24 protein-coding genes are annotated in these 25,963 nt (G+C 49.2%); 6 read left to right on the top strand and 18 right to left on the bottom strand.

What is annotated here, in order from left to right; genetic code table 11:
- Window positions 1-11: 11 nt before the first annotated feature.
- The 6 genes from BMY75_RS08270 to secG all read right to left on the bottom strand — a co-directional run bounded on the left by BMY75_RS08270 (window position 12) and on the right by secG (window position 5,578).
- Window positions 12-1,241 carry a class I SAM-dependent rRNA methyltransferase gene (locus tag BMY75_RS08270; RefSeq protein WP_074832448.1) on the bottom strand — a complete coding sequence of 410 codons (1,230 nt, stop codon included), beginning with the start codon at window positions 1,239-1,241 and terminating at the stop codon, window positions 12-14.
- Window positions 1,242-1,958, bottom strand: coding sequence for a hypothetical protein (locus tag BMY75_RS08265; protein WP_139199755.1), 717 nt, complete (start codon window positions 1,956-1,958; stop codon window positions 1,242-1,244).
- Window positions 1,915-4,023 (bottom strand): ribonuclease R, encoded by a 2,109-nt coding sequence (rnr, locus tag BMY75_RS08260; RefSeq protein WP_074832441.1) that lies wholly within the window; start codon window positions 4,021-4,023, stop codon window positions 1,915-1,917. Before rnr ends, BMY75_RS08265 begins: the two co-directional genes overlap by 44 nt.
- An 11-nt stretch (window positions 4,024-4,034) precedes the next feature.
- On the bottom strand, window positions 4,035-4,331 hold the full coding sequence (locus BMY75_RS08255; protein ID WP_074832440.1) for a hypothetical protein: 297 nt from the start codon (window positions 4,329-4,331) through the stop codon (window positions 4,035-4,037).
- Between the two features lie 115 nt (window positions 4,332-4,446).
- Window positions 4,447-5,217, bottom strand: a complete 771-nt coding sequence (locus BMY75_RS08250; RefSeq protein WP_074832949.1) for a GNAT family N-acetyltransferase — start codon at window positions 5,215-5,217, stop codon at window positions 4,447-4,449.
- A gap of 103 nt (window positions 5,218-5,320) precedes the next feature.
- Window positions 5,321-5,578 carry a preprotein translocase subunit SecG gene (gene secG / locus BMY75_RS08245; RefSeq protein WP_074832437.1) on the bottom strand — a complete coding sequence of 86 codons (258 nt, stop codon included), beginning with the start codon at window positions 5,576-5,578 and terminating at the stop codon, window positions 5,321-5,323.
- A gap of 196 nt (window positions 5,579-5,774) precedes the next feature.
- Here secG and BMY75_RS08240 point away from each other — a divergent pair, with 196 nt between their 5' ends.
- Window positions 5,775-6,311, top strand: coding sequence for an SH3 domain-containing protein (locus BMY75_RS08240; RefSeq protein WP_074832433.1), 537 nt, complete (start codon window positions 5,775-5,777; stop codon window positions 6,309-6,311).
- Entirely contained in the window at window positions 6,311-7,018 is a 708-nt protein-coding gene (locus tag BMY75_RS08235) for a M48 family metallopeptidase (protein ID WP_074832431.1), read from the top strand. Before BMY75_RS08240 ends, BMY75_RS08235 begins: the two co-directional genes overlap by 1 nt.
- Window positions 7,019-7,116: 98 nt before the next feature.
- Here the strand turns inward: BMY75_RS08235 and BMY75_RS08230 are convergent, their stop codons facing one another.
- From BMY75_RS08230 to BMY75_RS08215, 4 genes are all read right to left on the bottom strand, one after another.
- Window positions 7,117-7,758, bottom strand: coding sequence for a vWA domain-containing protein (locus BMY75_RS08230; protein ID WP_074832426.1), 642 nt, complete (start codon window positions 7,756-7,758; stop codon window positions 7,117-7,119).
- 171 nt (window positions 7,759-7,929) lie between these two features.
- A complete protein-coding gene (locus BMY75_RS08225) occupies window positions 7,930-9,276 on the bottom strand; it encodes a citrate/2-methylcitrate synthase (RefSeq protein ID WP_074832422.1) in 1,347 nt (448 codons plus the stop codon).
- Window positions 9,277-9,403: 127 nt separating this feature from the next.
- Window positions 9,404-10,039 (bottom strand): methyltransferase type 11, encoded by a 636-nt coding sequence (locus tag BMY75_RS08220; RefSeq protein ID WP_074832419.1) that lies wholly within the window; start codon window positions 10,037-10,039, stop codon window positions 9,404-9,406.
- On the bottom strand, window positions 10,032-10,841 hold the full coding sequence (locus tag BMY75_RS08215) for a TrmH family RNA methyltransferase (protein WP_074832416.1): 810 nt from the start codon (window positions 10,839-10,841) through the stop codon (window positions 10,032-10,034). Before BMY75_RS08215 ends, BMY75_RS08220 begins: the two co-directional genes overlap by 8 nt.
- Window positions 10,842-11,418: 577 nt before the next feature.
- Between BMY75_RS08215 and BMY75_RS08210 the strand changes: the two genes are divergently transcribed.
- From BMY75_RS08210 to dut, 4 genes are all read left to right on the top strand, one after another.
- Window positions 11,419-13,029 (top strand): cellulase family glycosylhydrolase, encoded by a 1,611-nt coding sequence (locus BMY75_RS08210; RefSeq protein ID WP_074832412.1) that lies wholly within the window; start codon window positions 11,419-11,421, stop codon window positions 13,027-13,029.
- 492 nt (window positions 13,030-13,521) lie between these two features.
- Window positions 13,522-14,115: a cell division protein ZapA gene (locus BMY75_RS08205; protein ID WP_081350487.1), complete on the top strand. Its 594-nt coding sequence runs from the start codon at window positions 13,522-13,524 to the stop codon at window positions 14,113-14,115.
- Window positions 14,116-16,167, top strand: coding sequence for a U32 family peptidase (locus BMY75_RS08200; RefSeq protein WP_074832410.1), 2,052 nt, complete (start codon window positions 14,116-14,118; stop codon window positions 16,165-16,167). It abuts the gene before it with no gap.
- Window positions 16,168-16,178: 11 nt separating this feature from the next.
- Window positions 16,179-16,619: a dUTP diphosphatase gene (dut, locus tag BMY75_RS08195; RefSeq protein WP_074832408.1), complete on the top strand. Its 441-nt coding sequence runs from the start codon at window positions 16,179-16,181 to the stop codon at window positions 16,617-16,619.
- Window positions 16,620-16,856: 237 nt separating this feature from the next.
- Here dut and hypE read toward each other — a convergent pair whose 3' ends face one another.
- From hypE to BMY75_RS08155, 8 genes are all read right to left on the bottom strand, one after another.
- Complete coding sequence (gene hypE / locus BMY75_RS08190; protein WP_074832406.1) at window positions 16,857-17,864, bottom strand: hydrogenase expression/formation protein HypE; 1,008 nt, start codon at window positions 17,862-17,864, stop codon at window positions 16,857-16,859.
- A 58-nt stretch (window positions 17,865-17,922) separates the two neighbouring features.
- Window positions 17,923-18,969 carry a hydrogenase formation protein HypD gene (hypD, locus tag BMY75_RS08185; RefSeq protein ID WP_074832404.1) on the bottom strand — a complete coding sequence of 349 codons (1,047 nt, stop codon included), beginning with the start codon at window positions 18,967-18,969 and terminating at the stop codon, window positions 17,923-17,925.
- On the bottom strand, window positions 18,966-19,175 hold the full coding sequence (locus tag BMY75_RS08180) for a HypC/HybG/HupF family hydrogenase formation chaperone (RefSeq protein WP_074832403.1): 210 nt from the start codon (window positions 19,173-19,175) through the stop codon (window positions 18,966-18,968). Before BMY75_RS08180 ends, hypD begins: the two co-directional genes overlap by 4 nt.
- A gap of 225 nt (window positions 19,176-19,400) precedes the next feature.
- Window positions 19,401-21,713 (bottom strand): carbamoyltransferase HypF, encoded by a 2,313-nt coding sequence (hypF, locus tag BMY75_RS08175; protein WP_074832401.1) that lies wholly within the window; start codon window positions 21,711-21,713, stop codon window positions 19,401-19,403.
- A 12-nt stretch (window positions 21,714-21,725) separates the two neighbouring features.
- Window positions 21,726-22,757: a nitrogenase component 1 gene (locus tag BMY75_RS08170; RefSeq protein ID WP_074832399.1), complete on the bottom strand. Its 1,032-nt coding sequence runs from the start codon at window positions 22,755-22,757 to the stop codon at window positions 21,726-21,728.
- Window positions 22,754-24,046 (bottom strand): nitrogenase component 1, encoded by a 1,293-nt coding sequence (locus BMY75_RS08165; protein WP_074832396.1) that lies wholly within the window; start codon window positions 24,044-24,046, stop codon window positions 22,754-22,756. Before BMY75_RS08165 ends, BMY75_RS08170 begins: the two co-directional genes overlap by 4 nt.
- Window positions 24,039-24,803 (bottom strand): nucleotide-binding protein, encoded by a 765-nt coding sequence (locus tag BMY75_RS08160; RefSeq protein ID WP_074832394.1) that lies wholly within the window; start codon window positions 24,801-24,803, stop codon window positions 24,039-24,041. The genes BMY75_RS08165 and BMY75_RS08160 overlap by 8 nt, the downstream gene beginning before the upstream one ends.
- The gene (locus BMY75_RS08155) at window positions 24,797-25,960 is read right to left on the bottom strand and encodes a nitrogenase component 1 (protein WP_074832391.1); all 1,164 of its coding nucleotides are present in this window, start codon (window positions 25,958-25,960) and stop codon (window positions 24,797-24,799) included. The genes BMY75_RS08160 and BMY75_RS08155 overlap by 7 nt, the downstream gene beginning before the upstream one ends.
- Between the last annotated feature and the right edge of the window lie 3 nt (window positions 25,961-25,963).

The raw sequence follows: 25,963 nt of genomic DNA, 5'->3' as shown, positions 1-25,963 counted from the left end.
GGCGATATGCATCATACTACCTGGAACAGATAGAATTTAAGGTAATCAGTTTCGGGGACATTCATGAGTATAGGATGGTCCGGTGCCTGCTGACGGGCTTCAACCAGTTTCAGTCTTACCCCTGCGTCCTGAGCGGCGCTCATAAGCATCTTCACGAAAAACTCATTGGTCATAAAATGAGAGCACGAGCAGGTCGCAAGATATCCGCCGCGAGGCAGCATCTTCATTGCGCGGTAGTTTATCTCCTTGTAGCCTCTTTCCGCAGAATTCACGGTCTTGCGGCTTTTTGTGAATGCTGGAGGGTCGAGGATAACGAAGTCATATCCCGCCTTTTCCTCTGTCAGTTTCGGCAGAAGGTCAAATACATCAGCACAGATAAAGTCCATTTTATCGGACAGTCCATTTCTTTCAGCATTAGCCCTTGCGGTATCCACCGCGAACTGTGAAACATCAACAGCCGTAACATGCGCCGCGCCGCCGAAAGCCGCATTCAGCGCAAAAGAGCCTGTATGGGTGAAGCAATCAAGCACCTTTTTGCCCTTAGCCAGCTTAGCCGCCGCCAGACGGTTGTACTTCTGGTCAAGGAAAAATCCTGTCTTCTGACCGTTCTCAACGTCCACCTTATAGATTATACCGTTCTCGCATATCTCGGTAACAGGTGATTCGGGAGGTGTAGGCAGAAAATCAGCCCTGTACCAACCCTTGCCCGTGCCAAGACCTTCCAGTTCACGGATAGCTACATCATTTCGCTCCATAATGCCACGCAGATCCACACCGTCAGCGGCAAGTTCCTCTGTCAGCAGACGGTACAGCATATCCTTTCTCTGCTCCATGCCGTAGCTCAGCACCTGCACCGAAAGTATATCATTATAGCGGTCAACAGTCAGCCCCGGCAGTCCGTCGGATTCACCATGAACCAGTCGGCAGGCGGAGATATCATCGCCCATGACGGTCTTGCGGTGGTCAAGTGCGTACCTTATCCTGCGGCGAAAAAAGCTCTCGCCGAAGGTTTCATTGGCATTATCCGAAAGTATCCTCACCCTGATCTTGCTGTTAAGGCTCACAAGTCCCGAACCTAGATAGCTTCCCTTAGGTGAAAGTACATCAGCGATGCTGCCGTTCTCCACCCCATCGGGAGATACCTCTATCTCGTTGTCATACACCCATGGGTGTCCGCCTTTCAGTCTGTTTTCGCACCTTTTGCTGACTTTGAAAGCAGGAAAACTCCTCTGCTGCTTCATTTATTTTTCCTCCTCTTTTTTCCTGTATGTCATCTTCATATCGATGGCAAATATTATCAGATCAAAAAATACCAGTAATATTCCCCAAACGTATAACTGCGTGAACATCATCTTCATGGGAAGCTGCCTTATCACACGGTCAGCCCATATACCGCAGAAATACAGCGTTACTATAAAAGCCGAGATATCAAACGCGATCTGAAGCCCCGATATCACCCTCAGTATTTCCGCACTTCGCTCAGATCCCCCGCGGGTAACTATCCTGCGCAGAAGAATTATCGTCCACCCGCCCAGCAGAAGCGCCGCCGCTGATACAAAAAAGGGATAGAATACCAGAAATCTCTTCCCCGTCACATCGTAGGGCTGATAAGCGTGAAGTATCTCATGCAATCTTTCCGCCAAAGACATATCCGCAGTCATTTCGCGCACCGACTTGAAATGCACGCCTGTCTCTTTCGGGAACTTATGATATACAAACAGCATTCTTAATAAGCTGATATCGAATATTAACCAGCTCAGCGCCCTGAAAATGATATGGTTAATGGCTGTATGCCCGATCACCGTTTTATCATCACCGTCGCAGTGCATGATCTTTCCTATAATAATCCCGTGTGAACCTTTGCCTGTAAGCAGTTTTTTCAGCTTACGTTTTTTCTCATCAGTCATTGTTTCCTCACATATCAGCAGGAACGAAGTCCACCTTGCCCGAGTTGACATTCGCCCCAAGCACTTTTACCCTGAACCTCTCGCCCACGCGGTATTCCACGCCTGTGGAAAAGTTTTTCAGCTTCATCATGCCGTCGCACTCGTAGTAGCCCTCGGGCATATTATCAAGGTGCAGCAGACCTTCGCAGGTGTTGTCCAGCTCGATGAACATACCGAAATCCGTCACCGATACTATTACACCCTCGTATTCCTCACCGATATGACCTGTCATATACTCAGCCTTGTAGCAGTCATCGCAGGCACGCTCGGTCTGCATAGCTGTAAGTTCCGTTTCGGTGGAACGATCGGCAGAAGCATACACGAACTTATTGAACCTGCTGCGGCATTCCTCTGCAGTCATTCCGCCGAGAAAAGCCGACATTATCCTGTGTATCGAAAGGTCGGGATAACGGCGTATCGGCGAGGTGAAATGAGCATAGTCCTCCAGTACCAGACCGTAGTGACCGATAGGCTCGGTATCGTATTTCGCCTTTGACATACTCCTCAGCACCGCATTGTTGATGATTTTTTCAGCGTCCGTATTTTTGGACATTTCAAGTATCTCCGCCAGCTGTTTCGGTTTGGGGTCATCACCCATAACATACATTATATCCAGTCCCGCCAGCAGTTCTTTCAGACCCTCTATCTTCTCCGCAGAAGGCGGCTCGTGAACACGGTAAACAAAGGGCAGTTCGTTGTCCTTGCCGAATCTGGCCGCACATTCGTTGGCAGTCAGCATGAAATCCTCTATCATCTCCTGCGCAAAGCCGCGGGTGTACTCGCCCACGCCAACACAGACGTTGTCCTCGTTTATCATAAGAGCGCTCTCGCTGGTCTCTATCTGGGGCGCACCGCGGGCGATGCGCTTTTTGCAGAGTATCTCCGCAAGCTCCTTCATCAGCGGAAGCTGCTCCATCACCTCGGCGTATTTCTCCGAAAGCTCGCGGCTGACATAGCCGTCGAATATATCATTTATCTCCGAATATACGCCCTTAACTCTCGACCTTATCACCGATTTCGCAAACTTATAGCTGATTATACTTCCCGAATTATCAAGCTCCGTCAGGCAGGTGAAAGCCAGTCTGTCCTCCTGCGGGTTCAAGGAGCATATGCCGTTTGAAAGCTCAGCAGGCAGCATGGGGATGACCCTGTTTGCGTAGTAAACGCTGGTGCCCCGCTGAAAAGCTTCATTATCCAGCGCCGACCTTGGTGTTACGTAGTGCGATACGTCAGCAATATGAACGCCCAGTATATAGCCGTTATCAGTCCTCTGCACCGATATCGCATCATCGATATCCTTGGTGTCAGCGCCGTCGATGGTGAATATGGGCAGATCGCGCAGGTCAAGCCTGCCGTCCTTTTCCTCCTCGGATATCTCCGCCGAGGATACCCGCCTGGCTTCATCGATTACTTCCGCAGGGAAAACAGGTGTCAACCCCGCAGCTTCAACTATGCCAAGAGCGCATACAGCGGCTTTCAGCGAACTTCCCAGACATGAAACTATCTCACATCGGTGTTCGCTGTGCTTCTCTCCGCGCCTTGTTATCACAGCTATGGCTTTATCGCCCTCGTGCAGCTCCAGACCGAAAGGATTTACAAAATCCAGAGCGTACTTGGATATCACATCGGGCATTATTTTCAGCTTGCCGAATTCGTCAACTATCTCGCCGCTGAATCGGCTGAAATTCTCCTCCTCGATGGATACAACTTCTCCCTCGGGACTGTCCCCGCGGCTCTCCCTCAGCTGTACCATTACGATATCCCCCGGCATAGCACCCAGCAAATGCTTTCCGGGTATAAATACTTCCTCGCCGGTGTCAACGTTCTTCACAAAGCCGAAACTCTTGTGCAGACGAACCACCTTACAGCGTTTCAGCTTGCCGCCCTTACCCAGCGTAAAGCCCATCTTGCCCTCGATTATCTCGCCCTTTTTCTTCATCTTGTCAACAGTCTTGGCAAATTTATCAAAATCAAAGTTTCCCTTTCTGAAACTCTTCACGAGTTCCTTGAAAGTCACAGGCTTTTTGCCCGATGCTTTGAGCTTATTATATATCAGTTTTCTGTAATCCTGTTTCATATATTCTCCTTTTACTTCCTGTAATATTTTCTCTTGTAGAAGACCTCAGCTTCATGCAGGGTATCGAATGTCCTGTGCAGCCATCTGTCCCCCCTTATCCATGCGACTCTCAGCCGAGTCAGATCCTCCATCGGTATGCGTACATCGCAGATATCCCAGCTGTCGTACAAACGCTTATATGCGCTCTTTCCGCCGCTTATCTCATTTCGGCGGACTGCTCTGTTCGCAAGTGTCTTGCCCCTGTATCTCCGACGGCATTTGGTGTCGGTTATCATAAATGCTGCAAATTTCTTATAACTCCTGCTCATGCCGCACCTCCGTTCAGCAAGATCTCAGTTGTCCTTTTTCTGCATTTTATCTATCTGTCCGAGTTCCGTTATAGTCCATTTTACCGTGCTCATTATAAGCCCTAGTCGAATATCATCAGTCCGATTTTTCGCCCTCATCAAAGCACAGTGCAGTATACTCCTCTTTCAAAGTATACCCGAATTTTGAAGCTATCTTCAGCGACATAGTATTAGCCGCGTCCCAGTGAGGTCTCAGCCCCCTGCGCACACACTCCGCGATAAATGCCGCCCCGGCGATAGTCGCAAGACCTTTTCTGCGGTAGTCGGGGTGAGTTGCTATCTCGACTTCAACTCCCCTGCTGTACACCGAATAGCATGAAGCCGCGCAGATAAGCCGTCCTTCGTGGGTTATGCAGCAGCCGAAGGCATTCTCCGAGAAATCCTTATAGTCCAAAAAGTTTCCCACGAAAGCCCATGACCATTCTGCTTCAAGCGCCTGAGCATAATACCTATCGCTTATCATCTCAAGCTTATAGTCCGCAAATTCGGACACATCTGCAAGCTTTGAGATCTTATCAATATCATACTTTTCAGGCGGAGAAGTGCGGTATCTGGTGGTAGTGATTATCCCCTCGCCAAGCCCTGTCAGCGCCTTTATCCAGCCCTCGGACGCAGGCATGAACACAGCTTCGGAGTTGCCTTTTGCTATCTCAAAAGCTTCCCGCGCAAAAGCAGGGTCTCCCGCCGTGAAATAAAAATCACCCGCTTCGATAACTCCCGCAGTGGGCGCATCGGGATCATCGCAATGGCATATGCCTGTCCTGCCTTCGGCACAGCTTATCAGCACCGAATCTTCAAAGCCCTCAAACAGCGGCATAAGCGCCTTTCTGTTATCCGTTTTTACCATATTTTTAATTTCCTCCACATGAAAAAAAGCCCCGCTGCGGCAGGGCTGATATTTTTCCACTGATTTTCCACCGACAGCGTACCGCCGCCGTTTCATACACAGCTTACTTGCTGAGATATTTGTGGATAACGCTTACTGCGATGGTCAATATGAACATAACGATCGCTGCGTTTCTGGTCAGTCTGTTAAGCTTGGCATCGCGTGTATTGCCTGTATTCTTGCCATAGAACGAATCATTGTAGCCGCCGCCGATAGCGGAAGTCAGACCATCGTCCTTGGATTCCTGGATAAGAACTACCAATACGATAACAACGCTGCATAATGCAAGCACAACACCTGCACCTATCTCGATAGGGCTCATAATACTCTCCTCCGTAACTGATAACATTATTTATGTCATTATAGCATACTTTTCAGAAAAAAGCAAGGGGTTTTCACAATTTTTTTACGATAGCAAATTTACGCCCTATTTACGGCAAATATCCGCCGTCGTGTTGACATTCTTCGCTAAATGGATTATAATAGTGAAGACATCAGTCAAGCAAAGGAGAATTTTGATGGATAACGAAAAGAAGGTCCGTTCAGTAGGAGTGGCTTCCGTCGTTGTTGCGGGGATATTTGTGGTATGTATGGTCTTCATCATCGGCAAGGTCGTCTTCGCCAGCAATTCGGCAGAAACCCCCGATGGACTGAACACCGCTACTATAAACACAAATGTCACCGAACCCAAGGTCACTAAAAACGATAAACCAGTAACCGCAGCCCCCGCTGATAACAACGAAAGCGGCGCTCCTGCTGTTTCCGGAGAAAGTTCAGCTGATACCGCTTCATCGGCTGCTGAGGATACTTCCTCCGTTTCGGAAGAGCATGGCATAAAGTACATCACCGAGTACGCATATCTCCACACACAGCCATCTAACGATGCCGAGAATATCGTCTGCATGACCCCCGGCGTTTCTGTTACAGTGCTTGGTTACGAGGACAACGGCTATGTCAAGGTAACTTTTGCAAGCAGTGACGGTCAGCTGACCGGATACATCTATCAGGACTATCTCTCCGATTATCAGACAGTCCTCCCGCCCTGGGAACAGTAATGGCGAAGATATTCACCTATACCACTCTTTCCGACGGCAGGCGGATAGACTTCACTCTTGACAGGGGCAGACGGCGTAATGCAGTACTGGCAATAAACGAGGGCAGGCTGACAGTCCGTGTACCCGAGCGTTTTGATGTATCGCAGATACGAAGTTTCATCGAACAGCACATCGAATGGATAGACCTGAATCTCGAAAAAAGCGCAAAGCACTCGGGTCTTCCGCGTACTTTTGAGGACGGCGAAGAGATACGTCTGCTGGGGCAGAAAACGGTGATAACCGCAGTAAAGTCTGATAGATATTTCAAGCCTCGTATCGAGGACGGTAATCTGCTGATAGCCGTCTGCGGGAGCGTTGACCGCGAATACATGGTCAGGCAGGTACAGACTTTCATCGTTGAGCTGGCAAACCGCGAGATAACCGAGAGTATGCAGCGGCTCACTGCGCAGATGGGGCTTTTCCCGAAAAAGATAACCGTAAAGGATCTCAGTGCCAGCTGGGGCAGGTGCAGTTCAAACGGCAGCATATCCATAAACTACAAAGTGGCAGCCTACTCAAAGGCACACATTGATTATGTATGCATTCACGAGCTCGCACACCTTGTACACATGGATCACAGCACTGATTTCTGGGAGCTTGTTGGGCGCTACTGTCCTGACTGGAAAAAACTCCGCGGGAGTATGCGCTCGGACGATGGCGAAGATTGAGCCCGCTTTTACGACATATAAATTTCCCCGAAGTGTAAATATGCGCTTCGGGGATTTCTATTGTTTGGTACACTGCTTTGTTTCCGCGAATTTGCTTTTTATCTTGCCGCATCCTCTTCCATTTCTGCATTCCAATCCGCCGCAAGGGGTGCTGATTCTCTCATACATCTGACTGCCCTGCCGACTGCGCCGTACATCAACCTTGTGCCCTTGCCATCGGCTTTATAGTTTGAAGCATTCGCTATACCCATCGAACCCGCAGTAGCCGCCGCATCGATATTTGCACCGAGGAATATGAACTCCCAGCCATATTTTTTCTGCTCCTTTTCGATGAGCTTTTTAACGGTGTCATACCTGAATTCACGGCTTGCATTTTCCATGCCGTCAGTGGTTATCACGAATATGGTTTTCGAGGGCACGTCCTCGGGACGGGCGTACTTATGTATCCCTGCGATGTGCTGTATAGTCATGCCCACAGCGTCCAGAAGAGCGGTACAGCCACGGGGTACATAGTCCTTTTCGGTTAGGGGCTTTACTTCCGAAATATCTGCGCGATCATGCACGTAAATGAACTCGGTATCAAAAAGCACCGTCGTCACAAATGCCTTGCCCTCGGAATTTTTCTGGTCTTTGATAAGTGAGTTGAATCCACCCACTGTATCAGATTCAAGTCCTGCCATAGAACCGCTTCTGTCAAGCACGAATACTAGTTCGGTGATGTTGTTATTATTCTTTTTCATAGTTGTTCCTCCTCAGATGTGTTTCAGGTTCACGGTTTTCTTACTGTGACTATATGATAACACATCCTGAAAGAGATATGGTCGCTTTTGAAGCGACATTTTACATTCTCATTTAATCTTCAAAAACAAAAAGTGCGCCTGCGATCAAACGCGGACGCACTTGCTTTTTAATTATCTGTCATTTATAGCAATATAAGGTCTTTCCTTAGCCACTGCCTTATAAGCGGGACGGATTATCCTCTTGCCTGTTACCAGTTCCTCGAAACGGTGAGCGCACCAGCCGGGCATTCTCGATACTGCAAACATAGGAGTGAACAGATCCTGGGGAACGCCCAGCATTCTGTAAACGAAGCCTGAATACATATCGACATTTGCGCACATAGCCTTGTCGCTGCCCTTTATTTTCAGGAACAGCTCGGGAGTAAGACGCTCGATGGTCTCAAGGAGTCTGTACTCTCTTTCAAACTCGGTACCCTCAGCCATGCGCTTTGCATTTGCTTTGAGTATTACCGCTCTCGGGTCGGAAAGTGTATATACTGCATGACCCATGCCGTAGATAAGTCCCGACTTGTCGAAAGCTTCCTTTTTGAGTATCTTTGTGAGGAAATCAGCTACCTCGCCCTCGTCGTCCCAGTTGGAAACGTGCTGCTTTACGCAGTCCTGCATAGCGGACACCTTGATATTCGCACCGCCGTGCTTGGGTCCTTTCAGTGAACCTATTGCTGCGGAGTATGCAGAGTAGGGATCGGTACCCGAAGAAGTCAGCACGCGGCAGGCAAAGGTGGAGTTGTTTCCGCCGCCGTGTTCAGCGTGCAGCATCATCAGCAGGTCGAGAAGCTTTGCTTCATCATCTGTGAACTTTCTGTCAGGACGAATAGCCGCAAGGATCATCTCAGCAGTGCTGTGATTGGGATCCAGCGGGTGCAGGAACATTGTCTGGTTATCAAATGTTCTCTTCTTCACCTGATAAGCCAGTGTCATTATGTACGGCAGCTTCGAGATTATGGATATAGCCGTTGCCATCTCGTACTCGGGGGCACGGTTCTCGGGGTTGTCATCGTAGGAATAAAGCGCCAGTACCGAACGTGACATCTTGTTCATGATATCCTTTGACGGTGCTTTGAGTATCATATCCGAGAAGAAATCCGCAGGCAGAGGACGGTTCTCTGCTATCATATGTCTGAAAGCAGCCAGTTCGTCCTTTTTGGGGAGCTCACCCAGCAGAAGAAGATATACTATCTCCTCAAAACCGAAGCGGTTCTCCTTAATGGCATTTCCCACCAGATCGTTTATATTGTAGCCGCGATAGATCAGCTGACCTTCGATCGGCATTTTTTCTCCTTCATTCACCACATATCCGTGAACATTGCAAATATTGGTAAGACCCGCAGTAACACCTGTTCCGTCGGAATTTCTCAGACCTCTCTTGACTCTGTACTTGTCATAGTAACCGGGGTCGATAGTGTTGTTTTTCACAAACTGCTGACAGAGCAGTTTCCTTGCTGTATCATTTACCATTCCTTCCACTCACTTTCCTTGGATATTCTGTAATTATATCACATTCCGCCTTTTTTGTCAACCGTGATAATATTAACGAATGACAGAAATAATCACGAAAAACAGATCCTTCTGATGTCGACATGGATCATAGACGTAAAACTTCTCGGGCGAAGTCTGTACGTTCAAGTGCTTTTCCGTTGGGCAAAGGTTCGAGAACACTTAAAACAGGGGAATATCCTGCCTTTTCCATGGCAGATATCAGCGATGGTGTATCTATCTCGTGATGGACTTCGTCAAGCCTGTCAAAGGCGTGAAGATAAGGAGAATCCGAGACCCAGCCTGCGGTATCGGTATTTATCTGTATCACACAGGATACATATTCGGGGGACACCTGCTTTACTGCTTTTATAAATGCATCGAAGCCGATGTATTCTATCAGCAGGTCGGCGATGAGAAGTTCGCTGTGTGGCAGTTTGTGCGATTCGGTCACAAGATCAGTGCGGATACATTCAAGCACCCCCGAAAGCTGGGGGTATCTTTCGGACACCGTTTTCAGATAATCGCGGTTGATGTCAACGCCGTAGACCTTATCGAAGTCTTCCGCTGTGATATGCCTTAGTCCGTTGCCCCCTGCGATACCAAGTATCATGGCTGTTTTAGCAGGATATGCGGCAAACTGTTCTTTCATGATTCTGTCAAGCGCCTGCAGCTGCCCGACAGAATCAAGGCTCATATGGTTCTCATAGTCGGCAAGGCTTATTTCTTCCCAGGGTTCAGGCATTTTTATCACCTCTGTATCTCATTTCCCAGAAAGCCACAGCACCTGCGGCGGCAACATTCAGGGAATCAACGCCGTGAGCCATGGGTATTTTTACGGTCATATCACATTCATCGATGGTGGAAGTTTTCAGACCATCCCCCTCGGTACCAAGGACTATCGCCAGCTTATCGGCACTTTTCAGGCGTTCGTCCTCAATGCTGACAGTATCAGACCTTAGAGCCATAGCCGCTGTGACAAATCCAATATCGCGAAGTTTATCGATATATCCGCTGTCGGAGCGCCCAATGAACTTCCAGGGCACCTGAAACACCGTACCCATGCTGACGCGGATAGTCCGCCTGAAAAACGGGTCGCTGCAGCCGTCGGTAAGTAACACTGCATCAATGCCCAGCGCCGCCGCAGAGCGGAATACCGCCCCGATGTTTGTCTGGTTCATGATATCCTCCAGCACTACCACCCTGTGCATCTCCGCCGGGAGCTCACTGTCTTCGGTCTTTCGCTTCATGGCGCAGAGTACGCCCTGTGTCAGTTTGAAGCCTGTTATCGCTTCAAGAAGTTTCTTGTCAGCCGAGAAAACAGGAACGTCACCCACCCTTTCAACGATATTAGCCGCCTGCCCTGTGATGTACTTTTCGTCCGAAAGCAGAGAGACCGCCTCATACCCCGCATCTAGGGCGGTGCGTATGACCTTCGGGCTTTCCGCCACGAAGATACCCTGCGCTTTCAGCGAGAGCTCGGCAGTATCCCTGTAAGGTGCCAGTCCCTCGGTATCAAGATCATTTATTCGAACTATCCTGCCCATCTATATGCCCCCTTTTCAAACTTATATCATCATACCACACCCGCCGATATTTTTCAACACCCAATGTGCAAAAGGGATAAAATTTTCCACCCAAAAAGAACCAGATCATCAAGTGATTTTTCTTGACATCGTTCGCCGTTTTTTCGTCGAACTGCCCAGCCCTACACCTGTAACATTGTGCAAACATACGTTTTATATTTTAACTCGGACATATTTCTGCAAGAGTTGTACAAAAACGTACAACTTTTTGCCCAAAATCACTGATAGTAGAAAGGCATATGTTCAAACTGCTGATGCCTGCGCCGTCCCCACACAAAAGATCATCCCACTTATGCGCACGATGGCAGGCAGCCGCCGACTATTACTACGGAATATGAGGCGGCGTGTCATACTGTATAATGGTGAATGATAAAACGCTTCCGCATTAAATATTTTAATAAATAGATACTTGTAAAAACGGCACAACGGATATCCACAAAATAGTAATACTGCTTCTTGAAAAAGTCTGCAATATGTGTTATAATGTGAATATATAATAATCTGATAATTTTATTAGATGAAATGAAAGGAGTTTTTTATGAAAGTGATCAAAAAATTTCTGGGTCTTGTGACTGCAGGTGCTATGTCTCTCTCATCACTGCCTTTCGTCAGTGTTCAGGCTCAAGACGTATCATCCATGACCCCCGCACAGATAGCAGCTGATATGGGTGTGGGCTGGAACCTCGGCAATACCCTTGACGCTCACGACGGCACAAATCACAAGAAGATGGGGCTTGAGTCAGAGACATACTGGGGCAACCCCAAGGCGACGAAAGAACTTATCGATGCGGTAAAAGCCAAGGGCTTCAATACTATCCGTATCCCCGTGACCTGGTATCCCCATGCAGACGCTAACTACAAGATAGACAGTGCATGGATGAGCAGAGTAAAGCAGGTAGTCGACTGGGCAATAGCTGATGACACCTACGTTATACTCAATGTCCACCACGATGAGTGGAACAGACCCACCAACGCAAACTACTCTGCAGCTTCAAAGGAACTGAAAGCTTTCTGGAAGCAGATAGCTACCGAATTCCAGAACTACGACCGTCACCTCATATTTGAGGGAATGAACGAGCCCAGAGATTACGGCGGAACTCACGAATGGGACGGCGGTACGTCCGAAATGAGAGAAGTTGTCAATAAGCTGGACAAGGATTTCGTCGATACCGTAAGAGCAACAGGCGGCAAGAACAAGACCAGATGCCTGATGATACCAACCTATGCGGCAAGCGCCACTACTGCTGCTATGCGTGCGCTGACCATCCCCGATGACCCTAACGTAATGGTATCCATCCATGCTTATACACCTTACAATTTCACCATGAAAACAACAGGCAGCGGTGCCACCAACGTATTTGACAGCAAACAGGAGAATGACCTGAAACAGCTCTTCAACGATATCAACAATATCTACCTTTCAAAGGGTCATGCTGTCGTTATCGGTGAGTTCAGCTCTTCAAACAAGAACAACACCAGCGAGCGTGTAAAGTGGGCTAACAGCTATGCTACCCTGGCTAAGAACAAGGGTATACCCATAGTTCTCTGGGATAACAACGCCCCTGTTGATAAATACAACAACGGCGAAGGTCACGGCTATATCAACAGAAAGACACTCCAGTGGTACGATACCGCTGAACCTGTTGTCAATGCGCTGATAAAGAGCTACGGTCATGTTAAAGCTTCCAAGGAAAAGACCATCAGCAACTGCAAGATAACTCTTTCACAGAAATACTTCACCTATGACGGCAATGAGCACAAGCCTGCCGTAACAGTTACTTTTAGCGGTACAAAGCTCACCGAGGGCAAGGATTACTCACTCACATACAAGGGTGGCAGAAATGTAGGCGAAGCTTCCGTTACCGTTACGGGCATCGGCAATTTTAAAGGTTCATCGACCGTTAAATATGCTATCGACCCATCTAACCTCTCCGGCTACAAGCTTGGTGATGTAAACTTTGACAATTCGATAACCATCACCGATCTTACCCTGGCAGCTGCCCATGCAAAGGGCAAGAACATACTGTCTGCAAGCCGTATCAAGGCTGCCGACATCAATCGTGACGGCAAGGTAAATACAACCGATATCACCCGAATAGCAGCTCACGTAAAGCAAAAAAAGCGTCTTCCAAATGAGAGTGTTGCATAATTTCATCAACCACGGACTATCAATTTCGTCCGCTGTTGATTTTTGATAAAATTGTATATTTCTCATAATTTTGAGGCGATATATTCTACATTAGGGCTCATCATTTAGGGTGATGTAACATCATCGGTAAGATGATATAATCGGCATAGTGGAAGATTTGCAAAAAAACTTGGAAGGACAAAAGAAGATTCCGCTATTAACCCCCTATCGTAAAACTAGAGAACGACCCGGCGCAGCAGAACGCCGGGTCGTTTTTTTGCATGATCTCCGCGCTGATAAGCATTTTCGTGAGGTATTTGTATGTCCTGTATATTTCAGTATTCCCCAGATCAGATACACACTTCTTCTCACAAAGAATCTTCAAGAGATATACACTCCACAAGCGGATAAAAAATAAAAACTTTTTCTGTAAAAGGTCTTTATTTTTTGTGAAAAATGTTGTATAATGTAAAGTGAACTATTTTGATTCTTTTTCACAAGGAGGAAAACAATATGGCAACCTACAAGGTAATTATAATGGGTAAGGAGTATGTCCTCACAAGCGAGGAAAACAAGGACTACACCGAAAGACTGGCGGCAGCTCTGGATAAGCGCATAAAAGATATGAGAGCGCGTTTTTCCAGCCTTTCCATCACTGACTGTGCTGTACTCACAGCCCTTGACTGCATGGACGAACTTGGACAGTCCAACAGAAATATCGACAATATCCGCACACAGATAAAGGATTACGTTGACGACGCGGGCAGAGCCAGAAATCAGGCAACAGCGGCACAGCGTGAGATAAAGATGCTCCGTGAAAGAGTTGAGCAGCTTGAAAAAGAACTGGCTGAACGCACAAATTTCAGTGCTATGGATAATGTAGGCGAAGCTGTCAGCGCTGAGGATATCCTCAGAGGCGATATCAAAGCGGCTATAGGCGAGACCTCCGAGCCCGAAGAAGCCCACGCTGATAATACCGCTCAGAAAAAGTCGATACAGGACAGCCCATATATGCGCAGCTACGAACAGGCTATGAACAGACGACCCGTTGACGGCGCAGCAGGCGGCGCAAGATTCGGCGGAAACGATCAGGGAAACAACAAGTAAATGGCTGAGATACTTGCACCCTGCGGCTCACCCGAAGTATTGAAAGCAGCCCTGAGAGCGGGCTGTGATGCGGTCTATCTTGGCGGCGAGGAATTTTCTGCAAGACAGAACGCCGCTAATTTCTGCAATGAGGACATCGTCAATGCCGTCTACGAATGTCACAAGCGCGGTGTGAAAGTCTACCGCACCATAAACACGGTGATATTCGATGAACAGATGGATAAGTGCATAAAAGCGGTGGAACACTGCGCAAAAGCAGGTGTTGACGGCATCATCACCCAGGATCTTGCGCTGGTTGAGATCGTCCGCAAATGCTGTCCCGATATGCACATCCACGCTTCGACTCAGATGACCATACATACCCGCAGGGGTATGGAAGTCACTAAAAAGATGGGTTTCAGCCGTACTGTACTTTCCCGCGAACTGCCCCTTGATATAATAAAGGAGCTTTCAGCTCTGGGCATTGAGACCGAGGTCTTCGTACACGGTGCGCTGTGTATGTCAGTTTCGGGACAGTGCTATATGAGCGCGGTGGTAGGCTCCCGAAGTGCTAACAGAGGTCTCTGCGCACAGGCTTGCAGACTTCCCTGTAATGCGGGTGGCAGAGGCAAGGACAGATATGACCTTTCTCTGAAAGACCTTTCCTACTGTGATGAACTGTGCGAGATAGTAAACGCAGGTGTCAGCTCGCTGAAAATAGAGGGGCGCATGAAACGTCCAGAATACGTAGCTATGGCGGTGGACAGCTGTAAAAAAGCCCTGGCAGGCGAAGACTATGACAGGCAGACCCTCGAAGCTGTATTTTCCCGCAACGGCTTTACAAACGGTTATCTGCGCCACAAGCTGGGTGCGGATATGTTTGGTATGCGCACAGGCGAGGACGCTGCTGCGGGCGCTAAAGCCATGCCTAAAATTCACGAGCTTTACCGCTATGAGGACAAGCGGGATACCCTTAACTTTACGGTAACTATCAAAGCGGACGAACCGGTCAGAATTACCGCCCGTGACAGTCTTGGCAGCGAAGTCAGCATCGAGGGCGACTATCCTCAGCAGGCGATAAGCAGAGCGATAGATGAAGCCGCCGTGATAAAACAGCTTTCAAAACTCGGCGATACGATATACAACTTCGGCGGCGCTGAATGTGATATAGATGAGGGACTTTTCGTGAGCCCCGGCGTGCTGAACGAACTCAGGCGCAAGGTGTGCATGGAGATGGACAGCGCACGTATGCTGAAAAATTCCGCTGTTGTGCCATTTACAAATTCCGATATCACCGATTTTCCCGAATATAAGGGCAGCGGACAAACTATCCGTGTAAGCGTGACTAACCTTGAACAGTTGGGTGCAGTATCTCCCGAAAAGGTAGAACTCTGCTGTGTACCTCTTGACCTTGCAGTACGTGCGGCAGAGGTCATCCCTGTCGAAAAACTCGCGGTGATGATGCCGCGATTCACCTTTGACGAGGAAAAACAGCTTAACCGACTTGCAGAAGCAAAGCGCGTGGGTATAAAACACCTGTATGCCACAAACCTCGCACATACCGAGATAGCCAAAGAGCTTGGCATGGTGCTTCACGCAGGCTTCGGCTTCAATCTTACAAACTCCTGTGCGCTGAATATGGCTAAAGAACTTGGCGCGACGGATGCGACAGTCAGCTTCGAGCTGAAGGCTTCGCAGATAGCAAAGCTGAAAAAGCCTCTGCCCATCGGTGTTTATGCCTACGGCAGACTCCCCTTGATGATGACGGTAAACTGCCCCATATCAGCGGCGGTGGGCTGTAAAAACTGCACACATCACATCACCGACCGCACAGGACGCGACTTCCCTGTTAAGTGCTCAAAGCGCGAGGGTTATGTGGAGATACTCAACAGCGAAGTGCTTTACATGGCTGACAAGCTTGACGACCTCCGCTGTGCTGATATACTCATGCTGGATTTTACCGATGAAACTCCCACACAGGTAAGACATATCATCGAGGAATACGAAAACGGCGGTCTGAACGGCAGACCCGATAAGATAACCCGCGGTCTGTATTACCGTGGTGTACAATAAAGGAGACAGTTATGAAACTTTTGTTCAAAAAACTGCGCGAGGGCGCAGTTATACCCAAATACCAGACAGAGTACAGCGCAGGGCTTGATCTTTGCGCCTGTGTTGACGGCAAGATAAATGTTCCAGCGAGTGCTACCGTAAAAGTGCCGACAGGTCTTGCGGCAGAGCTTGAAAACGAGAAAAACGCTGTACTGCTGATATATGCCAGAAGCTCCCTCGCCACAAAACTGGGACTTGCACCTGCAAACTGCGTGGGCGTAGTTGACTGGGACTACCGCGGCGAACTGATAGTCGCACTGCACAATCATTCCAATGAGGACTGCATCATAAACAACGGCGACCGCATAGCACAGCTTGTCATAACCCCAATCTTCCGCCCTGAGATTTGCGAAGCCGAAGAGCTTTCTGACACCGCAAGAGGTGCAGGAGGATTCGGATCAACGGGTAAATAATTCACAATTCATAATTCATAATTCATAATTGTTGACAGGGGCGCGAGTTCTGTGTGCCTGACATTACTTTGATGTTATACAAAATAAAAATGTGCGTACACTGCTATTCTGCGGTGTACGCACTTTTTTTTCGTTATAGTTTTAAGTACAGCAAACTCATAATCCCCATGATGTCGGTTAGTACAAAAAACTTGCGCATATGCCAACAATTATGAATTGTGAATTATGAATTATGAATTAGCAAATGCGTGGTAGAAGTTCGCCGCCGGGCTGAGGTAGCATTGTCTGGGCGCCTATCTCGGTCTCCATTACTACCCTGCCTGCGTTTTCGGCAGTTATCTCGCCGATGATAGCCGCATTCTTGGAATACTTGCCCTCGCGGAGCTTCTCAACCAGTGCGTGAGCTTTATCCTTGGGTGCGATTATCACAAGTCTGCCTTCACAGGCGAGGTACAGGGGTTCTAGTCCCAGCATACCGCAAACGCCTTTAACAGCGGGATCAACAGGGATATCAGCCGCATTCAGGCGCACGCCTACGTTGCTCTGCTCTGCGATCTCGTACAGCACAGTGCCAACTCCGCCGCGGGTAGCGTCGCGTATTGTGTGGATATCGTTGGTAACGGTGTACAAACTCTCAACTGTGTCCCAGAGAGGTGCGCAGTCGCTGTCCACATCTGCATCGATGCCGTATTCATCGCGGGCAAGCAGTATGGTACAGCCGTGTCTGCCCACATCGCCTGTAACGATAACTGCATCGCCGGGCTTTGCGTATGTGCCCGATGTATCAGCGTTGTCCATTATTTTGCCGATGCCTGTGGTTGTGATGAATATCTTATCCACCTGACCCTTGCCTGCAACCTTGGTATCGCCTGCAACTATCTTAACGCCTGCTTCAGCCGCAGTCTTCTCCATGGAAGCAGCTATCTCTTCAAGCTTATCAAGGGGGAAACCTTCCTCGATGACAAAAGCACAGGTGAGATACAGGGGCTTTGCGCCCATGCAGGAGAGGTCGTTTACAGTTCCGCAGATGCTCAGCTTGCCGATATTTCCGCCATTGAATTCAAAAGGCGAAACTATAAAGCCATCGGTAGACATAGCAAGTCTGCCGTCGCCGATGTTCAGCACAGCCGCATCATCTGCTGTGAACTGAGGATTTGAAAAATGCGCCTTGAAAACTCTGTCGATAAGCTCCGAGGTCTGCTTTCCGCCCGCACCATGGGCAAGTGTTACTGTTTTATCTGACATATTTATATTACTCCTTTTGCGCTTTTCAGCGCTGAATTTATCGATTCTTTCTCGGGTATCAAACGCCGCCGTACTGATAGTAAGCCGCACAAGCGCCCTCATCGGATACCATGCAGGCACCTACGGGGTGTTCGGGTGTGCATACCTTGCCGAATACCTTGCAGTCGCAGGGCTTGCACTTGCCCTGAAGAACATCTCCGCAGCGGCAGGCAGGATTCGGTCTGCCCTTTATCTCTGGCATATCGTACTTCTTTCTCGCATCGAAATCTGCATACTCCTCACGCAGTTTCATGCCCGACATGGGTATAACTCCCAGTCCGCGCCACTCGGTATCGCAGGGCTCCATGACCTTTTCTATCAGCTTCTGTGCAGGAGGATTACCCTCGGGCTTTACAACGCGGGGATAGCAGTTAACAAAGAAAGGCTCGTCCTTTTCGGCATTTTTCAGTATCACCGCAAGAGCTGTCAGCAGTTCGCTTGCCGTAAATCCCGCAATTACGCCCGATACGCCCTTTTCTTTAAGTTCCTCGCATATAGCCGTACCTGTTATTGCGTTTACGTGACCCGGGTACAGGAACGCATCCGCACTGCCCTCCAATGCCGCATAAGCGTTGGGCATGGTCTTGTTTGCAGTCAGCAGAGAGAAGTTTTTGAGCCCCTCTTTCTTTGCGGTCTCAGCCGCAAGACAGGCAGAGGGGGTAGTGGTTTCAAATCCCACCGCCAGAAATACTATCTGTTCATCGGGATTCTGCCTTGCCATCTCAACAGCATCAAGTGGCGAATATACAGGGCGCACCACAGCACCCTTAGCCCTTGCCCCCGCAAGAGACATCTCCGTTCCCGGTACACGTATCAGGTCGCCGAAAGTGGTTATAACACAGCCCTTTTCCAGTGCAAGCCAGATAGCTTCGTCAATAAAGCCAACCGGTGTTACGCACACGGGACATCCGGGGCCCGAGATAAGTTCAACATTTTCGGGCAGAAGTTTGCGCAGACCCAGTTTGAATATCTCATGGGTATGGGTGCCGCAGACCTCCATTATACGCAGGGGTCTTCCCTTATAGTTAACGATTATATCCCTTGCCTTTTTAGCCTGTTCGTTCACAGCAGACCCTCCATTACATCAAAAGCTTCTTCCTCGTCGCTCTCGGTTATCTTTGCGATAGCCACACCTGCGTGTACCATCACATAATCGCCGGGCTCAAGGTCTTCCAGCAGATCAGCGCTGACCTCACGCTTCGCGCCGTTGGCGTCGATGAGTGCAGTGCCGTCCTTAACGTTTACTACCTTTGCAGATAATCCAACACACATATTCTTATCCTCCTTATTTTAAATGGGGGCATAGCCCCCAAGCCCCCAACGCTCGACCTTCGCACATTTAGGGCTTGACGCTCCGCTCACCTCACTCGTTCCTCGTTCGGCGTGCTCGGTCAAGATTGTGTTCAGGTTCTCGCTGTTTGCCACAATTTATTAGTTTTGTTTGGTGCCCATTACTTTGACTATCCTATGTTCTTTCATTCCTATGAATATAAAACACTATGGATTATATATACCGTAAGCCGCCTGTCCCAGCGCGATGCCGCCGTCATTTGGCGGTATCAGGCTGTGCAGAAGAACTTTGAAATCATTTGCAGTCAGTCTTTCATGACACAGCTTTGTCAGCAGACGGTTCTGGAATACTCCGCCGCTGAGTGCAACAGTATCAATTTCCTTATCCTCGCTGATCTTTTTGCAGGCTTCTGTTACCATATCGGCAAGCACCGCATGGAATGTATAAGCCAGCACATCAGTCTGACAGCAGGCAAGCTTGCGTTCAGCGATATCCGCCGCCAGCGCCATTGTACACAGCGTAACAAAACCGTCCTGATACTTTATCAGCTTTTCGGGAGTTCGGTAGTTCTCCGATATCTCATGGTGCTTCGCCAGACATCTCTCAGCCTCGCACATAAGAGCAACAGATGCTTCACCCTCGAATGTGGATACTTTCTTTATGCCGAGTATCGCCGATACAGCATCAAACAGTCTTCCGCAGCTGGTAGACTTAACCGAGTTCAGCCCCTTTTCTGCCATCGCTTTCTGAAGCTTATACTCTATGCTGTCGCATATGCCCAGCCGCTGACACAGTACCTCGCCCCCATCGCCGAAAGCATCTCTTATGAGTGCCGAAGCGATTCTCCAGCCCTCTTTTGAGGAAAGGTCGCCGCCTGTCTGCATAAAGGGACGTATACTTCCTACTCTCTCATAACCGTGATAGTCGCAGACCATCAGCTCGCCGCCCCAGATAGTGCCGTCATCACCGTAGCCTGTGCCATCAAAGCTCACGCCTATCACCTTTCCGTCAAAGCCGTTTTCAGCAATGCAGGAAAGGATATGCGCATAGTGATGCTGTACCTTTATCAGCGGTATGCCACGCTTTTTAGCGATATCCTCAGCCACCCGCACAGTGTTGTACTTGGGGTGAGTATCACATACCACCATCTGCGGCTCTGCTTCAAGAAGTCCGCACATTCTCTCGGTGCTCTCTTCAAGCGCCTTTACAGTGCGTATATCCGCCATATCCCCAACATAAGGCGAGGGATAGAGCAGGTCACCCCTTGCTATGCAAAAGCTGTTTTTTAGCTCTCCGCCGATAGCCAGCACCTGTCTGCCCGACTTGTTTTTCAGCATAACTGGCAAAGGCGCAAAACCTCTGGAACGCCTTATCATATAGGGCTTGTCAAAAAGCCAGTCGCATACGCTGTCGTCCGCCCGCAGAAGTATCTTCCTGTTGTGGGAAAGCATAAGGTCGCAGAAGCCGCCAATCTCTTTCAGTGCATCCTCGTCACAGCGGCATATCGGTGCGCCGCGGACGTTTCCGCTGGTCATCACAAGACAATCCGTCATCTCGATACCATCGGGATAGTCAAACAGAAGCATCTGCACAGGGGCATAGGGCAGCATCACCCCGACTGTGGTGTTGTCAGGCGCTATCTTCTCGCTGAGAGTGCAGCAGCTGCGCTTTTTCAGAAGCATTATGGGCTTCTGCCAGCCTGTCAGGTATTCTTCCTGACCGTCCCTGATATGGCACTGCCTGCGCACTGCGTCCATGTCCCTCATCATCACCGCAAAAGGCTTTGCAGGACGGCTTTTCAGTTCACGCAGACGTGATACCGCTTCTTCATTCCTGGCATCACAGCACAGGTGAAAACCGCCTATGCCCTTTATCGCCGCGATCTTGCCATCCATTATAGCACGCCTGAGATGAGTTATAGCCTCTCCGCCCTTTATGTCCGTTCCCACGATGTATACCTCTGGTCCGCAGTCGTTGCAGCATACAGGCTGAGCATCATAACGGCGCGTTGCAGGGTCGTGATATTCCGCCGCACACTTTTCGCACATAGGGTGCTCTTTCATCGTGGTGCGCTCGCGGTCATAAGGCATTGTCTCAAGGATAGTCAAACGAGGTCCGCACTGAGTACAGTTAATAAAGGGGTGCAGATATCTTCTATCCGTTTTATCGAACAGTTCAGCACGGCACTTCGGGCAGGTGGCGATATCGGGAGAAACGAATATATCTCCAAGTTCCTTTTCGCTCTCTATTATCTCAAATCCCGAAAAATCGGTATATTCCGCATCAGTGACCTCTACTTCCAGCACCATTGCGCGTTCAGGCGGAGAATTCTTTATCCTGTCAGCAAATGCGGCAAGAACTTCATCTTCACCCGTAGCATATATATCCACATAAGAGCCCTTGTTTGCCACCGTTCCCGTTATGCCCAGTTCCTCGGCGGCAACAGCTGTAAAGGGTCTGAAACCCACTCCCTGCACTATGCCAAAAGCGCGTATATTGACTGTTTTTATGTTGTTCACCTTCTTACATCTCTATTTTGTAAAAGTCCTTCCGGATACTGCAAAATGCGGCAGGTCGAACCAATCTCCCTTGTGTTCGGGCAGTGCACGTTTAAGACTTATATCACCTATGATAAGATCGAATCCCTTAGCCTTTTCGGCAAAGTCCTCTTCGTCCGCAATATGAAAATCTCCCTCACGCGCGGCTTTGCTGTCCAGCATGAAGAACGTTCCGCAAACAGCATCACCGCCGATGATGTCCCTGACAGCATTAGCCGCCATCTGCTGATGTACGATAAGCGTCCGACCCTTAGGTTCAAGAGCTTTCAGCTTCTCTATATATTCCTCAGGCAGAGGACATCCGTGTACCTCTACATCAAGTGAGAACTTCTCTTCCAGATATTTGCCCGCCCTTATGCCCGCAGGAGATATCATGAATATCTTCTCGAACCGCGATATCCTTTTCACTTCATCAAGCCCGCTGTCAAAGCCGATGCACTTGACTTCCTCATAGCCCTCAGCCTTTATAGCGGAAACTATCCTCTCCGCCGTGATGTATCCCGTGTCGAGAGGTGTAGCGCCTATGACCGCCGCAGTGCCTTTTTCCGTGGGAAGCTTTTCCTCAGCGAACTTCTTGAAAAGCTTCAGATAGGCTTCTTCCTCGCCTTTGTCGTAAAGCTTCGTTCCGTCGGTAGCCACCGTTATGCAGGGAACTCCCGTCTTCTTCTCAGCCATGCGTTCAAGGGCTTTATAGTCGGTGGCAATGACTGCGGGGACAGGTGTGCCGACGATGGCAGTGAAGTCCCTTTCAAGCTGCTGCTGTGCAAGGGCAAGCTTTGCAACAAGGCGGTCATCTCTGCCGAGGATAGCGTCCATATCACGAAGTCCCGCGCTGAACAGCGCAGACTTTTTTGTGAACCAACGCGGCTCATCAAAACCGCATACATTGCCCGCACAGCCGCCAGCATCGCATATAACCGTGATACCTCCAAGTTCGTAAAGCACCGAGCAGGCTCCCGAATCATCTGGCGCAAGAGGAGAGATATATCTCAAAAACTTTTTCATTTTTTCTCCTCCTTTTTCAGTGCCTCGTCAAGCTCTTCCATAAGGCGCTCCACACCCTCGTAGCCGAAGGGCTGTTCTTCGGTGTTGAACTGCGCACAGGGCAGGTCGGGGTGATAATATCCTGCGTCAACACCTATCGCAACATCTATATCAGTCTTTCTCTCATAATTCAGCATCGTAGGTGAAAGGTTGGAGAATATGCGGGTATCGGGCGATATCTGAGCAAGCTTCTTTATAAACACAAAGTTCCTCTCGCCCACCGTGCCGTATATCTCACTGACCTTTATGCCGTACTCCGTCAGTGCCAGCGCCAGCTCAAAGCTGTCAGCGTTGACACACTCGCCCACTGCCGCCGAGATATTACCGTGCTCCGCGATGAACTTTTCCACCACCGCTTTAGCACTATCGTAGTATTTCTCATCGTCAAATTCCGCACCCAGTGCCTGTCCCAGCAGACGGTACTGATTGCGTATCTTGTCCAGCCTGTACATTCTTGTCAGCTCTATAAAAGGTATCCCCAGACGTTTTTCCATATCCTGCGCCGCATATCTCGCTTCGGCGTTTATCACAAGGTTGAAATTCGCCCGCGAAAGCTCGTGATACTCTTCTATTGTACTGCACCTTGCCAGCTCTCTGACTTTCTTTATGCCCGCACTGTGAAGCAGGTCATACAGCTCGCTGTCATCGTGGACATGGCTGAAATATCCGAGTATGTTACATTCGTTGGATATCCTCTTCTGCGGCTTCAACAGTGAGTATACCGACTTTCTCACTCCTGCCATGGGGGGCAGACGCTTCTCTCTTGTAAGCGCATACATATATGCGGGAACAGTCTCCACACCTGTTTCGTCCTCGCACTTTCGGCAGACGCGCTCCATATCAGTACCAAGAAGTGCGTCAACACAAGTTATGCATATCATCACCGCTGTGGGTGTATAGTCAAGGCTCTCACAGACTTCTTTGCAAGCCTTTGGTATCTTTGTAAGGTGTCTGCCAGTGACGATATCCGTATCATCCAGCAGAAGATAGAAAAATCTTTCGTTGTATCCCAGCTCGTTCAGAAGAGCCGTATTTCTTCCGCAGCACCCGGGAGCTACCAGCAGCATCACCGAGCCGGGAATGGCAAGACCCGCTCTCTTTACGCCAAAACCCTTTGCACCAGGAGAATTGAAATCCAAGGTCGCAGGGGATGAATATATCATGTGGCGGTGGCTCATCAGCTCGTCGGGAGTGTTCTCAAAACCTCTCTCGGCGAGATCAGCGGCTGTTATATAGAAAGCCTCAGTCATTTGCCTCGTCCTCCGCTATCAGTTTCTTTGCAAGTTCCAGAAAACGCTTTGCAGTCTCACATTCGGGGTCGCCCTCGATGACCGTCTTACCCATATCCTCGTACTTTATTATATCCGCCGAACGTGGTATATCCGCCGCGATATCAAGTCCTACGCTCTCCGCAAAGGCTCTGACCTTTTCTTCCTCATTTTCAACTGCACGGCGGTTCATGATTATTCCGCGAACCTTAGCATAGCTCCTGTCCTCGAAATTCTTAACAGCCTTGTTGATATTGTTCGCCGCATACAGCGCCATCTTCTCACCGGAGGTCACTATCAGCACCTTGTCTGCATAGCCCTCTCTGATAGGCGCGGCAAAACCTCCGCATACTACGTCGCCGAGAACATCGTAAAGCACCACATCGGGCTTGAACTTCTCAAAAAGCTCCAGTTCTTCAAGCAGGGAAAAGGTGGTGATTATACCTCTTCCCGCACAGCCCAGGCCCGGAGTAGGGCCGCCTGTTTCTATGCAGAGTATCCCGCCGAAGCCGACCTGAGATATCTCCTCGATGGAAGTCGGTTCTTCGTCACGGTCACGCATATAATCCATAACAGGGGTAACAGGTGTTCCGCCCAGCAGATTTATCGTAGAATCCGCCTTGGGGTCACAGCCTATCTGTATCACCCTCTTGCCCAGCGATGCGAATGCCGCCGCGAGATTAGCGGTGCAGGTAGATTTTCCTATACCGCCCTTGCCGTATATTGCCAGTTTTACCATTTATATATCTCCTTATTGACATTGTTGATGGGGTCGCGCATATCCTTTGCGAAGCACCTGCCCGAAAACGCAAAATGCGGCATTTCTATCAGCCTGCACCCCTCGGGCAGAATGTACTTGTATAACGGGTCTGCCACAACTGTTTTTATGCCGTTATCTTTGATGTATGCCCTGATATCTTCCTCGGCATACAGCGGCAGATCCTTTTTATCGGGACTAAGCTCCGCATCTATATCGGGTGGACATATAACATCTACCGCATGGCGGGTCAGTGCCTCCCATTCAAAGGCTATCGACCCTGCAAGCACAGCCTCGCCTATTACAAGGCGCTCTGCTTTTTCGTCCGTGTGTTTGCCGCGGCACATGGCTGCCATTGTTCTGCTTATGCCGTCATGGATAGTTTCATAAATAAAACTGAAGGCACCCGACTGTAGACTGCCCACAGGCACACCGCAAAAATAAGGTATGCCGAACTCCTTTTCCATATACCTTGCCGCAGGAAGCCCGCAGTAGGATACCACAAGGTTTACTTTAGCAGAAGCCGCTCTGCGTATCTCATCAAGAGTGCCGCCCATACCTATTGAGGATATGACTTTCATCTTGCCCCTGTTGAAAAACTTCTTCAAGCTTTCGGCAGCGCTCGTCACACCGAAGTCCAGAGGGGTAGCACCTATGATATTTATCCCGATGCTGTCATCGTCCTTTGGCATATCATGTACGAACTCACGGACGATAGCTTCAAGCGCCATACCCGCACCGCTGATATACGAATGGGTACCATTGGTTTCCAGACCAAAAGTTGGTATACCGGTCCGTCCCTGAATATCCCGTGCCACAGCTTCGTAGTCGAAACCTGTCATCATGGGCATAGGCGAACCGCACAGCGCGATAAAGGCAGGTTTCCTGTCCTTTGCCGCCGATACTATATCCTCTATCAGCTTTTCATCGTTGCCCATTATCGCATCGGTCTCTGTCAGCGCTGAGATATAGATATCCGAACGCATATCGTACCATCTTGGCTCATCATGGGTGGAATAAGTCGAATTACAGCCCGAAGCATCATGTACCACCGTCATGCCGCCGAATTCATACAGCGCCGAACATACACCTGAGGTATCAGCCGCATAGCATGGTATTATCTTACTGACATTTTTCATATA

This window comes from Hominimerdicola alba (genome assembly GCF_900109655.1).
GTDB classification, from domain to species: Bacteria; Bacillota; Clostridia; order Oscillospirales; family Ruminococcaceae; genus Hominimerdicola; species Hominimerdicola alba_B.
This window is presented reverse-complemented; position numbering and strand designations above follow the sequence as displayed.